Origin of the sequence: Edwardsiella sp. EA181011, assembly GCF_000800725.1 — a bacterium.
Lineage (GTDB): Bacteria > Pseudomonadota > Gammaproteobacteria > Enterobacterales > Enterobacteriaceae > Edwardsiella > Edwardsiella anguillarum.
On the sequence record NZ_CP011364.1, the window covers coordinates 2496329 to 2510078 of the forward strand.

General features: G+C 61.3%; 9 protein-coding genes. 5 read left to right on the plus strand and 4 right to left on the minus strand.

What is annotated here, in order from left to right; genetic code table 11:
• Positions 1-18 precede the first annotated feature (18 nt).
• Complete coding sequence (gene tpx / locus QY76_RS10990) at positions 19-522, minus strand: thiol peroxidase (protein WP_034163334.1); 504 nt, start codon at positions 520-522, stop codon at positions 19-21.
• 218 nt (positions 523-740) lie between these two features.
• On the opposite strand from tpx, the gene QY76_RS10995 reads away from it, so the two are divergent.
• Together QY76_RS10995 and QY76_RS11000 are read left to right on the plus strand one after the other, a co-directional pair.
• Entirely contained in the window at positions 741-2360 is a 1620-nt protein-coding gene (locus tag QY76_RS10995) for an ABC transporter substrate-binding protein (RefSeq protein ID WP_045428193.1), read from the plus strand.
• Positions 2361-2886: 526 nt separating this feature from the next.
• Positions 2887-3951: a L,D-transpeptidase family protein gene (locus tag QY76_RS11000; RefSeq protein ID WP_034163336.1), complete on the plus strand. Its 1065-nt coding sequence runs from the start codon at positions 2887-2889 to the stop codon at positions 3949-3951.
• 186 nt (positions 3952-4137) lie between these two features.
• Here the strand turns inward: QY76_RS11000 and QY76_RS11005 are convergent, their stop codons facing one another.
• From QY76_RS11005 to cobD, 3 genes are all read right to left on the minus strand, one after another.
• Complete coding sequence (locus tag QY76_RS11005) at positions 4138-4374, minus strand: major outer membrane lipoprotein (RefSeq protein ID WP_005285548.1); 237 nt, start codon at positions 4372-4374, stop codon at positions 4138-4140.
• Positions 4375-4674: 300 nt separating this feature from the next.
• Positions 4675-6087: a pyruvate kinase PykF gene (pykF, locus tag QY76_RS11010; protein ID WP_034163337.1), complete on the minus strand. Its 1413-nt coding sequence runs from the start codon at positions 6085-6087 to the stop codon at positions 4675-4677.
• Positions 6088-6546: 459 nt separating this feature from the next.
• Positions 6547-7623 (minus strand): threonine-phosphate decarboxylase CobD, encoded by a 1077-nt coding sequence (gene cobD, locus QY76_RS11020; RefSeq protein WP_034163457.1) that lies wholly within the window; start codon positions 7621-7623, stop codon positions 6547-6549.
• 528 nt (positions 7624-8151) lie between these two features.
• On the opposite strand from cobD, the gene QY76_RS11025 reads away from it, so the two are divergent.
• The 3 genes from QY76_RS11025 to phsA all read left to right on the plus strand — a co-directional run bounded on the left by QY76_RS11025 (position 8152) and on the right by phsA (position 13742).
• Entirely contained in the window at positions 8152-9693 is a 1542-nt protein-coding gene (locus QY76_RS11025) for a cobyric acid synthase (RefSeq protein ID WP_034163339.1), read from the plus strand.
• Between the two features lie 51 nt (positions 9694-9744).
• Positions 9745-10803: a nicotinate-nucleotide--dimethylbenzimidazole phosphoribosyltransferase gene (gene cobT / locus QY76_RS11030; RefSeq protein WP_034163340.1), complete on the plus strand. Its 1059-nt coding sequence runs from the start codon at positions 9745-9747 to the stop codon at positions 10801-10803.
• A 659-nt stretch (positions 10804-11462) separates the two neighbouring features.
• On the plus strand, positions 11463-13742 hold the full coding sequence (gene phsA / locus QY76_RS11035) for a thiosulfate reductase PhsA (protein ID WP_045427931.1): 2280 nt from the start codon (positions 11463-11465) through the stop codon (positions 13740-13742).
• Positions 13743-13750: the final 8 nt, after the last annotated feature.

Consider the following 13750-nt stretch of genomic DNA (forward strand, 5'->3'; position numbering starts at 1 on the left):
ACGGCGTCTGTCCAGGCGTTACCTCAGCGCGGCCAGGGCGGCCTCGTAGTCCGGCTCGTCGGCGATCTCCGCTACCAGCTGGCTGTAAATCACCCGATTCTCACCATCCAAAATCACCACCGCGCGGGCCGTCAGCCCGGCCAGCGGTCCCTCTGCGATCGCCACGCCATACGCCTGCTTGAACTCGCCGCCGCGCAGGGTGGACAGGGTAATCACGTTATTCAGCCCTTCGGCGCCGCAGAAGCGCGCCTGGGCGAAAGGTAGGTCGGCGGAGATGCACAGCACGACGGCGTTGGCGGCCTCGGCGGCCAGCTGGTTGAAGCGCCGCACCGAGGTGGCGCAGACACCGGTGTCAATGCTGGGGAAAATATTGAGAATTTTACGCTGCTGACCAAAGCTTGCCAGGCTCAGATCCGCCAGATCTTTCGAGACCAGGGAAAACGGCTGCGCCGCTTCGCCGGGGCGTGGAAAGTGACCGCTGAGCGTGACCGGTGTGCCACGGAATAAAACAGTCTGCGTCATAAATGCTCCCTCTTGTTTACGTATTGTTAACAATGGGTCAGTGTATGCCAATTACTGCGCGGTGAACAGATGATTTATGTTAAAAATTTGTTTCATTGTGTAGCGGTTCCGCCCGGCAATAATTAAAAGTGGTGATGAATGTGCGCTTCAGGCAGAGTAGGGGCATGGTGCCGACCGGGCGCCCTACGGGTAGAGTGACCAACACAGGATAGTGAACGATGCAGCTTTTTCGTCTGGCCGCCGCGGTGGCCATTGGGGTCGTAGTCGGAAGTCAGGGCGTCCTAGCGGCGCAGGTGCCGCCGGGCACAGTTCTGGCCGAGACGCAGACCGTGGTACGCCATCTGAAGGATGAGCCGGTGTCGCTGGATCCCGTCGCCGCCGTCGGCTTGACGGAGGCACAGGTACTGCGCGATCTGTTTGAGGGGTTGGTGAACCAGGGGCCGGACGGCAGCGTCCAACCCGGCGTGGCTGTCGCCTGGCACAGTAAGGATCAGCAGCGCTATGTCTTTCAGCTGCGCGATACGGCGCGCTGGTCCAACGGCGATGCCGTGACAGCCTATGACTTTGTCTATGCCTGGCGGCGACTGGTCGATCCGCAGACCCATTCCCCCTTTGCCTGGTTTGCCGAGACGGCGGGGATCGCCAACGCCGCGGAGATCGTCAGCGGTCAGCTGCCCCCCGATCGGCTGGGCGTGGCGGCTCCGGACGCCCGTACGCTGGTGGTGCAGCTGAACCGTCCGCTGCCCTATTTTCCACAGCTGTGCGCCCATTTCAGTCTATTCCCGCAGCCGCAGAAGGTGGTCGAGCGCTACGGTCAGGCGTGGACACGCCCGGGCAACCTGGTGGGCAACGGCGCTTTCCAGCTGGCGCAGCGGGTGGTCAACGAGCATATCGTGCTGACGCCGAACCCCTATTACTGGGATCACGCCCAGACCCAGCTGACGAGGGTGACCTTTGTTCCGATAAACCAGGAGAGCGCGGCGACCAAACGCTATCTGGCCGGGGATCTGGATATCACTGAATCTTTCCCGAAAAACCTGTATCAGACGCTGAAAAAGCGCATCCCCGGCGAGGTATTCACTCCGGTTCAGCTGGGCACCTACTACTATGCGTTCAATACCCGCCGGGCCCCGCTGAACGATGCACGGGTGCGGCGTGCGCTCTCCTATGCCATCGATCGCGAGATCATCGCCGGCAAGGTGGTAGGCAGCGGAGAGAAGCCCGCCTACCGGTTGACACCGGATGTGACCGACGGCGTGGTGCCGCAGCCGCTGCCGATGCAGCGGATGAGCCAGGCGGAGCGTAACCGTCAGGCGCGGGCCTGGCTGCGCGAGGCGGGCTACGGGCCATCGCGGCCGCTCCGGCTGACGCTGCTGTATAACACGGCGGAGAATCACCAGAAAATTGCCATCGCCGTGGCATCGATGTGGAAGAAGAACCTGGGGGTGCAGGTCAAGCTGACTAACCAGGAGTGGAAAACCTACGTCGATAGTCGTAACAGCGGCCAGTTCGACGTGGTGCGGGCGTCGTGGATTGCCGACTACAACGAGGCCTCTAGCTTTCTGGGGCTGCTGGGGAGTCGCCACAGCGGCAATCTAAGCGGCTTTAGCCAGCCGGGATACGATGCGCTGCTGCAGCAGGCCGCGCGGGAGGGGAACGGGCAGAAGCGCAGCGCCATCTACCAGCAGGCAGAGCGCATGCTAGCGGAGGCGGCGCCGATCGCCCCGCTGTACCAATACACCAATGCCCGGCTGATTAAGCCTTGGGTAAAGGGATATCCCATCAATAACCCGGAGGATGTCGCCTACAGCCAGCAGCTGTATATCGTACAGCACTAGCCGGTATTGCGAGGTGGCGATATTTTCCGCGCCGGGCCATGGCGCTAAAATAAGCGTGCCATGGCCATTCTATTATGCTTATTTAAGTAAAAAGCATATTTAACCTATTTTCCCTGACTATCCCGCGTAAATAGGCGCTCAGAATAAAGAAAAAAATAACGTTTTATTTCATTCCGCGTCTGTAATAGCGATAAAAACAGGCCTCATCTCCCCTCAGGCGCCTCATTTCATCTCAGAAGGTCAAAACTGACGTTTTTGGCTGTGCGCGCGCCGGTAACAGATCCTCCGCCGCATTCTCTCCCGTGGTTCCCCACGCGCGGAGGCCGCCGGGGATTTCTCCGGCTATATTTTAGTAATCATTTGAAAACAAGTGTAAATTGCAGAATTATTTAGAGCAATGCTGGCAGAATAAATTGCCATTACGTAAGTAAATATTAATATTTATGTAGAGCGCCTGCGGCTATCGCCTCAGGCCGGTATCCGGCGCGGCGGCGTCGGTGGACACAGAACAGATCGGGAACCCAGCATGAAACGTGCACTGACTGCAGTAAGCCTTGTGCTGTCGCTATGGATGGCGGCAGGGAGCGGCGCCCACGCGGCGGACTATCCATTACCGGCGACGGACAGCCGCCTCATCGGCGAAAACTTCATCCACACCGTTCCTCGCGATGGCAAACCGCTGGAAGCGACCGCTGCACGCTTTCAGATAGGGCTGCTGGGGATGCTGGAGGCCAATCCCGGGGTGGATCCCTTCCTGCCCCGGCCGGGCAGCGAGCTGATCATCCCGGCCCAGATGCTGTTGCCGGACGCGCCGCGCGAGGGGATCGTGATCAATCTTGCCGAGCTGCGCCTGTTTTACTATCCGCCGGGAGAGAATCGGGTGGAGGTGTATCCGATCGGCATCGGTCAGCTGGGGCGCAATACGCCGGAGATGGTGACCCGGGTCTCTCAGCATATCAAGGATCCGACCTGGACGCCGACCGCCAATATCCGCCGCAACTATCAGGCACAGGGGATCACTCTGCCGGCGGTAATGCCCGCCGGGCCGGATAACCCGATGGGGCGCTTTGCGCTGCGCCTGGCCGCCCAGGGCGGGGTCTATCTGATCCACGGCACCAACGCCGACTTTGGCATCGGTATGCGGGTCAGCTCCGGCTGTATCCGCCTGCGCCCGGATGATATCGAAGCGCTGTTTCGCAGCGTACCAGGCGGTACCCGAGTACAGATCGTCAATCAGCCGGTGAAGACGTCGGTGGAGCCGGACGGTAAACGCTACGTGGAGGTGCACCAGCCGCTGTCGCGCTCCGAGCGTGACGATCCGCAGACGATGCCGATCGCGCTGAACGGCCGGCTGTCCGCCTTCGCCGCCAGTCCGCTGACGGATCGCGCGGCGTTTGAGGGGGCGATGGCGCGCCGCTCCGGGATGCCGGTGCTGGTGAGCCATGCCGTGCCGGTCAACGACGGGGCTGCGGTGACCACGCAGGCAGCGGCTAGCGCGCCGGCTCCGGTGACTACGCCGGCATCTACTAGTACTAGCGCGCCGGCGCCGATCGACGCTGCGCTCCCCGAGGCGGTATTAAACGGCCGCTAAGGGGGCTAGGGGCGCGTGGTGTATCCTAAGGGGAGGGCAGCCTCCCTTTTTTCGGCGTGTCGCTGCGTGGCGCAGAGCGCCCTGTGGCGTGCGGGGACTGGATACGTTGAACGCTGGCGCTGAAGGGAGCGATAGAAATAAAAAAGGCGCACCGAGGTGCGCCTTTTTCGCTCAGCTCAAGAAATCTTATTTCTTGTAAGCGTGAGCCATGTTGTCCAGACGCTGGTTAGCGCGAGCTGCGTCGTCTTTAGCAGCCTGAACGTCAGCGCGCATTGCGTTCACGTCAGAAGACAGCTGGTCAACTTTGGTGTTCAGAGTCTGAACGTCAGAGGACAGCTGGTCGATTTTAGCGTTGGAAGAGCAGCCAGCCAGCAGAGTAGAACCCAGGATAACAGCGCCCAGTACCAGTTTAGTACGATTCATTATAAAACCCTCTAGATTGAGTTAATCTCCATGTAGCGTTACAAGTATTACACAAACCATTTTCTAAAGAGAATAAATTTTTCATGCTAAAGCGTTTTATTTTGATCGTTCGCTCAAAGAACCACCTTGTTTTGCGGGAAGGTTAAAAAAGAGAGACAAAACAGGTCGCTTCTATTGGAATCCTCTTATTTCACTATTCAGTTAATTCTATTAATAATATCAATTCAAGAGATAAAAATGTTGTACCAGGATAAAAAAAGCGCCGCAGAGCGGCGCTTGAATTTAATTATTTTTGTGCTATCAGAGCACGTGTACTGACGCGGTGTTGGTGGTGCCACTCGGTACCAGCGCGCCGGAAACCATGACCACGACGTCGCCTTTCTGAGCCAGGCCGCTTTCCAGGGCGGCATCTTTACCGATGCGGTAGAAATCGTCGGTAGAGGCGATCTCTTTGACCATCATCGGGATGACGCCTTTGCTCAGGATCAGCTGGCGGGCGGTGACCGGGTTGGTGGTCAGGGCCAGGATCATCGCATCCGGGAAGTATTTACGGATGGCCTTGGCGGATTTGCCACCGGCGGTGGCAACGACGATCAGCGGGGCATCCAGCTTCTCGGCGGTCTCTACCGCGCCGCGGCATACCGCTTCGGTGATGCGCAGCTTGCGTGAGTCGTGCAGGGTATCGATACGGCTCTGCATGACGCGATCGGTACGCTCACAGATGGTCGCCATGATGCCGACGGCCTCCAGCGGGTACTTACCCTTGGCGCTTTCGCCGGACAGCATGACGGCGTCGGTGCCGTCGAGGATGGCGTTGGCAACGTCACCGGCTTCCGCACGGGTCGGACGCGGGTTTTTGATCATGGAGTCCAGCATCTGGGTCGCGGTGATGACCACTTTGCGGGCGCGGTTGCATTTTTCGATCATCATCTTCTGCGCGAAGATAACCTCTTCTACCGGGATTTCCACGCCCAGATCGCCACGGGCAACCATGATGCCGTCGGAGGCTTCCAGGATTTCGTCGAAGTTGTTCAGGCCTTCCTGGTTTTCGATCTTGGAGATGATCTGGATCTGCTCACCGCCGTGGGCCTTCAGGTGCTCACGGATTTCCAGCACGTCGGCGCGCTTACGGATGAAAGAAGCGGCGACGAAGTCAACGCCCTGTTCGCAGCCAAAGATCAGGTCGCGCTTGTCTTTTTCGGCCAGCGCCGGCAGCTGGATGGAAACGCCCGGCAGGTTAACGCCTTTGTTCTCGCCCAGGTCGCCGTTGTTCAGAACCTTGCACACCACGGTGCTTTCGGTGACATCGGTCACTTCCATGCCGATCAGGCCATCGTCCACCAGCACGGTGTTGCCGATGCGCAGGTCGGCGGCGAAGCCCGGGTAGGTGACGGCGACGCGGTCGCTGTTGCCGATGACGCTCTGGTCGGTGGTGAAGGTGAAGGTCTGGCCGGCGGTCAGGGAGACGTCATTGCCGCCTTCCAGCTTCATGGTGCGGATTTCCGGGCCCTTGGTGTCCAGCAGGATAGCGGCTTTCTGGCCGGTCTTCTCCATGACAGCGCGCAGGTTTTTGATGCGCTGGCCGTGTTCTTCATAGTCACCGTGGGAGAAGTTCAGACGCATTACGTTCATGCCTGCGTTCAGCAGTTTACCCAGCATCTCTTCGGATTCGGTCTTCGGACCGATGGTGCATACGATTTTGGTCTTTTTCATGACATTCATTTCTGCAAGTTGTGATGGATTGGAAAAAGCTTACTCCCACCGCCAGTGGCTGGGAGGACAGGGGGTAAAACAGGTGATGCGAAAATAGAACTACTAAGAAGAATAGGCGACAGCCGACGTGCCGGGGCAAAAAATGCGTGCCCGTGGGGAGGTGACCAGTGCAAAGGCCGCGTTGTTATGTAGTAGGCGCTGCGACGAATCAAGGGCTGAAACCATTCAACAAAATTGACGCCGGGTATTATACGTATTTAACCGCAAGAAAGACAACGAATTTGGAGACCGAGCGCGCAATGATGAAAAAAGGGTGCGCAAAGGCCGGTTTCGTTGCGCAACCGCACGCTGTCAAGTGCGTAAGGTTACACTCTGCCGCGATCGGCGCGTCCCAGATGACGGCGCCGCCGCGGGCCGGGGGCATGGAGAGAGCCCCGCTTGGCCTGACTCAGCGCGGCGCTAGCCTGCGCTGAGGCAGGCGCGCAGGGCGGCGATCAGCCGCAGGTTGTCGGGGCGCAGGCGCACGCAAACCCGGTAGTAGCGCGAGTCCAGCCCCGGGTAGTCGGCGCAGCGGCGGATCAGTAGGCCGTGGGGCAGCAGGGCCTGCTGCAGGCAGAGCTGCGGACGATCGCAGCGCAGAAACAGATAGTTGGCGCGGCCGGGCCACACCTGAAGCGACGGCAGCGCCGCCAGCGCCGAGTGCAGAAAAGGGCGCTCCTGCGCCAGCCAGCGGTGGGTGGCCTGCTGATAGACGCGGTCGCGCAGCACGACCTCGCCGGCCAGTGCGGCGAAGGCATTGATGCTCCAGGGCATCTGTCGCGCCCGCAGCCGCGCGGTCAGTGACGCATCGGCGCTCAGCAGGTAGCCCAGGCGCAGTCCGGCGATGGCGTAAAACTTGGTCAGGGAACGCAGTACGCAGAGACAGGGAAAGCGCGCCAGCTGCGGGATCATCCCCGCCTGATCGGCGATAAAGTCCCAGAAGGCCTCATCGACGATCAGACGGATGCCCAGGCGCTGGCAGCGCTCCGCCAGCGCCAGCAGCAGCGCAGGATCGGGGGTGAGGCCGGTCGGGTTATTGGGAGTACAGATGAAGAGGCAGTCCAGATCGGCCGTCAGCGCCGCCAGCAGATCCGCATCCACCTGAAATCCATTCTCGGCCTTGAGCGAGTGGGTCTGAATGGTGCAGCCCACCCGCTGCAGCGCACGACGGTATTCGGCGAAGCCGGGCGTCAGCAGCAGGGCGCGCCGCGGACGCAGGGCATCGGCCAGGGCAAAAATCAGCTCCGTCTCGCCGTTGCCGGCGACGATCCATCCGGCGTCAACGCCGTGATGGGCGGCCAGAGCACGGTGCAGCGCGCGGTATTCAATGTCGGGATAGGGCTGAGCCAACGCTAGGTGGTCACTCAGGGCCTGGCGTAGGCTGTCGGGCATGCCGAGGGGGTTAATGTTGGCGCTAAAGTCGGTGAGACTGAGCGCGCTGACGCCTAGGTGCTCTGCGACGCCGATAACGTCGCCGCCGTGCTGGCTGTGTAACATCGCGGTGCTCCAAAAGGGAGGCCGGCGCCCCGCATCGTCGTCACGGCGGGTGCCGGCGCCCTCGGTTAATGGGACGCCCCTGATCGGATACATTCTGCGCACGGGGCGCCGTTTGTCTGTCCATCAGCTCCTTCAATGAGGGGTAAGGCTACTCTTTTGATGATTTTGCTGTAATTTATGCGCTTCGGGCGCCTTTCTGCAAGCGCGCCGTAGGCGCACGGCGGTTTATCGCTGCGATGCGTTCGGGAAGGCGGCGCGACTTCGCCGAAGGCCACCGATCGCCAGGGGGAAGGCGCGGGCACGCGTGAGTCCAAGCCAGAATACCGGCCGTCATGACATAGCGGCGCAATGCCCTCCGGTGAGAGGCGCAGGGGCGGCCGGCGCCGCAGAGCGCCGTTCGCGCGGCGGAGGGTCAACTCGCTTCGGCGGTTTTTTTATGGGGTAAACGACGATGAGAATGCGACGGTTCGGCGCCAGCGCTAACCCGGCCTTGACCGGCTGGCCGCCGCGCACCCAGGGGGAGGGAGAATGACTCTATCGATCATGATACAGGGCACCGCCTCCGACGCGGGGAAAAGCGTTCTGTGCGCCGGGCTGTGCCGGGTGTTTTCCCAGGATGGCTACCGGGTGGCGCCGTTTAAGTCACAGAATATGGCGCTGAACTCCGGGATCACCGCCGACGGCGGTGAGATGGGGCGGGCGCAGATGATGCAGGCCGAGGCCGCCAACATCGCCCCGGACGTACGGATGAACCCGATCCTGCTTAAGCCCACCAGCGATTGTCATGCCCAGGTGGTGCTGATGGGGCGGGTGCTGCAGGATATGGACGCCGTCCACTATCACCGCTACAAGCCCCGGCTGCTAGAGCAGGTGGCGCAGGTCTACCGCGAGTTGGCCAGCCAAGTCGACATCATGGTGCTGGAGGGGGCGGGCAGTCCGGCGGAGATCAATCTGCGCGATCGCGATATCGTCAATATGGGAATGGCGGAGGCGATCGACGCGCCGGTGCTGCTGGTGGCCGATATCGATCGCGGCGGCGTGTTCGCCGCCATCTATGGCACTCTGGCGCTGTTGACGCCGCAGGAGCGCGCGCGGGTCAAGGGGGTCATCATCAATAAGTTTCGCGGTGACGTTAGCCTGCTGACCCCAGGCCTGCGCCAGATAGAGTCCCTTACCGGCGTGCCGGTGCTGGGGGTCGTGCCGTGGCTGACGCTCGATTTGGACGACGAGGACGGCGTGGCGCTGCAGCGCGGCAAGTACCGTCACGCGGCGGGGCGGGCGCTGGATATCGCGGTGCTGCAGCTCCCCTATATCGCTAACTTTACCGACTTCTCGCCGCTGAATGCCCAGCCGGACGTTGCCCTGCGCTATGTCACTGAGCACGATGAGATTGGTCAGCCGGACCTGCTGATTCTGCCGGGCAGCAAAAGCACGCTGGCCGATCTGCGCTATCTGCGCGACTGCGGCCTAGCCCATCAGATCCTCTGCGCCCGTCAGTCCGGTACGCCGATTCTGGGCATCTGCGGCGGCTACCAGATGCTGGGACGGCGGATCGTTGATGGCGTGGAGTCGGCGCAGGCGGCCATGAGCGGCCTGGGGCTGCTGGACTGCGAAACCTGGTTTGCCCGGGAGAAGACCACCGCACAGGTGCGGGGCGCGGCGCTGGATGGGTTGCCCGGTCCGTGGGCGGGATGCAGTGCGATTTCGCTGGCGGGCTATGAGATCCACATGGGGGTGACCCAGCGTGGCACCGGATGTTCCCCATTCTGTCGCCTGCTGTCGGTCAATGGGACAGCAGACGAACGGGAGGAGGGGGCCATCAGCGCCGATGGTCTGGTGATGGGCACCTATCTGCATGGGCTGTTTGATACCCCGGCGCTAACGCGGACGCTGCTCGACGCGCTGCGCGAGCGTAAGGGGCTGGCGCCGGACGGTGCTCCGACCCTCAACTACCCCGCCTGGCGCGAGCAGCAGTTTGACACGCTGGCGGCGGCGCTACGCGAGCATGTGGACATCGCGCGGATCTATCAGCTGATGCGCGCCCACGCGTGCGGGGCGCCGTCATCATGATGATGCGAACGGTGCGCCCCGCATGACATTAACCTTAAGAGATACGCAACGATGACCCATTATGCACAGGCGTTGGCGGAGATCGTCGCCGCCATTCGTCCGCTGGACGACGCGGCCCAGGCGCAGGCGCGCCGGCGCCAGGACAGTTTACTGAAGCCCCCCGGCAGTCTGGGACGGCTGGAGCAGCTCGCCGTTCAGCTGGCCGGGATCTTTGCGCCGCGGCCGCCGGCCGTGACGAAGAAACAGATCTTCGTTATCGCCGCCGATCACGGCGTATACCGGGAAGGGGTCGCCATTTCGCCGCAGGCGGTGACCGCAATCCAGGCGCAGAATATGGCGCTGGGGATCACCGGCGTGTGTGTGCTGGCGCAGCAGGCCGGCGCCGCCGTTACGCTGGTGGATGCCGGCATTGACGCCGATCCCCTGCCACAGGCGGTCAATATGCGCATGGGGCGGGGCTGTGGCAATATTGCACAGGGTCCGGCGATGACCCGAACGCAGGCCGAAGAGCTGCTGGTGCGCTGTGCCAGGCTGGCGATGGCGCAGGCAAAGGCCGGGGTCGATCTGTTGGGGATAGGCGAGCTGGGCATCGCCAACACTACGCCGGCGGCGGCACTGGTCAGCGTGCTGACCGGCAGCGCGCCGGCGCAGACGGTGGGTCTGGGCGCCAACCTGCCGGCCGATCGCCTGCGCCATAAAGTGGCGGTGGTGGAGCAGGCCATCCGTATCAATGCGCCGGATCCCCAAGACGGCGTGGCGACGCTGGCGGCGCTGGGCGGGTTCGATCTGGTCGGCATGGCCGGCGTGATGATCGGGGCGGCGGCGGCGCGGGTTCCGCTGGTGCTGGATGGCTTTCTTTCCTATGCCGCGGCGTTGGCTGCCTGCCGGATCGCGCCGGGGGTGCACCCCTATCTGATCCCGTCTCACCATTCGGCAGAGAAGGGCGCCGCGCTGGCGCTGGCGGCGCTGGGTCTGACGCCCTATCTGCATATGGAGATGCGCCTGGGGGAGGGCAGCGGCGCGGCGCTGATGATGCCGATCGTGGAGGCGGCCTGCGCCGTCCATCAGCGGATGGGGCTGTTGAGCCAGAGCAATATTGTGCTGCCGTAGCCGTGCGCTAACGGGATATCCGGCGATCGCGGTGCGTAGGTATCGCGATCGCCGCGGTAAACGGCGGGGGAATTATCGGGGGCGTACTGGCCTTGCCATGAATATGTTGATGGGATCCCATATCGTTATTTATTGAATATGCCATAAATCCACCTCTTCTATTTTTATCGCGCTTGGGTGAAATGTTGCGAAAAGGTTTATTGGATATGCCAATAAATATATTGCGCAGCGCCAGATTATCCCTGGCTTAATTGTACCGATTAATTGAATATGCCACTCCAAAACCGTTTTATGTTAGCCGAACTACTCTTTTTTAAGCCCCGCCGCGGGCGTTATCCGAGGACGTATGCCGGCATCTACGGCAGCCCGCCGCGCATGGCGCGCCGTTCAGGGCAGAGACGCGTGAACGATGGAATAAAGAAATGAGACGCTATACTATTAGCGGCGTTTACTGTGTATTATTGCTTTATCTGGTAATGATATTTTTTATTTATCTATTTCTTTGATATATATCGATGCAACATATATTTACATTTATTTATCATGTTGGCTTCAGCACCGGAAAAATAATTTTGTGCGCGCTACTGATTTGCTGATGAGCTCAAATAATAAAGCTATTTTCTCCCTATAATCATTTTGTATAATAAAAAGGAGATTATATGAGCATCAGTCGTCGTTCTTTTCTTAAAGGCATTGGAATAGGCTGTAGTGGATGTGCCCTAAGCAGTTTTCCGCCCGGGGCGCTGGCGTTGAACCGACCCGATGAAATAAAAGGTAAGGCCAGGCTGACGCCCAGCCTATGTGAGATGTGCTCTTTCCGCTGCCCGATCCAGGCGCAGGTGGTGAATAATAAAACGGTTTTTATTCAGGGTAATCCGCAGGCGGCGCACCAGGGCACCCGGATCTGCGCCCGCGGCGGCAGCGGGGTGAGCCTGGTGAACGATCCGCAGCGTATCGTCAAGCCGATGAAGCGCAGCGGCCCGCGCGGCGCCGGGGAGTGGCAGACGATCAGTTGGCAGCAGGCCTACCGTGAGATCGCTGAAAAGATGAATGCCATCAAGGCGCAGCACGGCGCGCAAAGCCTGGCCTTTTCCTCCAAGTCCGGCTCCCTCTCGGGACACCTGTTCCATTTGGCCTCCGCCTATGGCTCACCGAATACCTTCACCCATGCCTCGACCTGTCCGGCGGGTAAGTCGATCGCCGCCAAGGTGATGATGGGCGGCGATCTGGCGATGGACATCGTCAATACCCGCTATATGGTGGCCTTCGGTCATAATCTGTATGAGGGGATCGAGGTCGCCGATACGCATGAAATGATGATGGCGCAGGAGCGGGGCGCCAAGGTGGTCAGCTTCGATCCGCGGCTGTCGGTCTTCTCCAGCAAGGCCGATGAATGGCATGCGATCCGCCCCGGCGGCGACCTGCCGGTGCTGATGGCGATGTGTCACGTGATGATCGCCGAGCGCCTGTACGATGCGGCCTTTGTCGATCGCTATACCCTGGGATTCGATCGGCTAGCGGAGGCGGTCAGTGAGACCACGCCGGCGTGGGCGCAGCAGCATTCGGATATCCCGGCGCAGGTCATCGTACGGGTGACCCGTGAGCTGGCTGCCAGTGCGCCCCACGCCATTGTCAATCCGGGCCACCGTGCGACCTATTCGCAAGAAGAGATCGATATGCGGCGGATGATCTTTACCCTGAATGCCCTGCTGGGTAACGTGGAGCGTCAGGGGGGGCTGTATCAGAAGAAGGGGGCCTCCGTCTATAACACGCTGGCCGGCGAGACGGTGGCGCCGACGCTGGCCAAGCCCGGCGTAAAGGGGATGCCATCCATCCAGGCGCCGCGTATTGACGCAACGGCGCCGCAGTTTACCTATATCACCGCCAGCGGCGGCGTGGTGCAAAGCATTATCGATGCCGCGCTGAAGCAGACGCCTTATCCGCTGAAGGGGTGGATTATGTCGCGTCATAATCCGTTTCAGACCGTCACCTGTCGGCCCGACCTGGTCAAAACCGTCGAGAGCCTGGATCTGGTGGTGAGCTGCGATGTGTATCTGAGCGAAAGCGCTGCCTATGCCGACTATCTGCTGCCGGAGTGCACCTATCTGGAGCGCGATGAGGAGGTCAGCGATGTGTCCGGCCTCAACCCGGCCTATGCGCTGCGTCAGCAGGTGGTGGAGACCATCGGCGAAGCGCGGCCCAGCTGGCAGATCTGGAAGGAGCTGGGGGAGGCGCTGGGGCTGGGCCAGTACTACCCCTGGGAGACGATGGCGACGCGTCAGCTGTTTCAGCTGGGTGGCGATCGGGCGCTGTACGGCGCGCTGCGCGAAAAGGGATATCTCAGCTGGGGGGTGCCGCTGCTGCTGCGCGAGCCGGCTTCGGTTGAGCGGTTTGTCGAGCGCTACCCTCAGGCGGCGGCGCAGCGGGATAGCGACGGCACACTGGGCGGGGCCCTGCGCTTTAAGTCGCCCAGCGGACGTATTGAACTCTATTCGGCGGCGCTGGAGGCGCTACTGCCGGGCTATGGCGCCCCGCGCTTTCGCGACCTGCCCCTTAAGCAGCCGGATCAGCTCTATTTCATTCAGGGCAAGGTGGCGGTGCACACCAACGGTGCGACGCAGTATGTGCCGCTGTTGAGCGAGCTGATGTGGGACAACGCGGTGTGGGTGCATCCCCAGACGGCGCAGGCGCGCGGTATCCGCAGCGGCGATACGGTGTGGCTGGAAAACGCGACCGGTCGGGAGAAGGGACGGGCGCTGGTGACGCCGGCGATCCGCCCCGATACCCTGTTTGTCTATATGGGCTTTGGCGCCAAGGCCGGCGCCCGTACGGAGGCCACCCGCCACGGGATCCACTGCGGCAATCTGCTGCCCCATGAAACCAGCCCGGTGTCTGGCACCGTGGTACACACCGCCGGGGTTACCCTGAGCCGCGCCTGAAGGAGCCG

What these genes read in the sequence shown, in the direction of transcription:
- cobD (WP_034163457.1), bottom strand. Translation starts at nt 7,623, where the DNA reads ATGTTACACAGCCAGCACGGCGGCGACGTTATCGGCGTCGCAGAGCAC.
- phsA (WP_045427931.1), top strand. Translation starts at nt 11,463, where the DNA reads ATGAGCATCAGTCGTCGTTCTTTTCTTAAAGGCATTGGAATAGGCTGT.
- QY76_RS11005 (WP_005285548.1), bottom strand. Translation starts at nt 4,374, where the DNA reads ATGAATCGTACTAAACTGGTACTGGGCGCTGTTATCCTGGGTTCTACT.
- cobT (WP_034163340.1), top strand. Translation starts at nt 9,745, where the DNA reads ATGACCCATTATGCACAGGCGTTGGCGGAGATCGTCGCCGCCATTCGT.
- QY76_RS10995 (WP_045428193.1), top strand. Translation starts at nt 741, where the DNA reads ATGCAGCTTTTTCGTCTGGCCGCCGCGGTGGCCATTGGGGTCGTAGTC.
- QY76_RS11000 (WP_034163336.1), top strand. Translation starts at nt 2,887, where the DNA reads ATGAAACGTGCACTGACTGCAGTAAGCCTTGTGCTGTCGCTATGGATG.
- pykF (WP_034163337.1), bottom strand. Translation starts at nt 6,087, where the DNA reads ATGAAAAAGACCAAAATCGTATGCACCATCGGTCCGAAGACCGAATCC.
- QY76_RS11025 (WP_034163339.1), top strand. Translation starts at nt 8,152, where the DNA reads ATGACTCTATCGATCATGATACAGGGCACCGCCTCCGACGCGGGGAAA.
- tpx (WP_034163334.1), bottom strand. Translation starts at nt 522, where the DNA reads ATGACGCAGACTGTTTTATTCCGTGGCACACCGGTCACGCTCAGCGGT.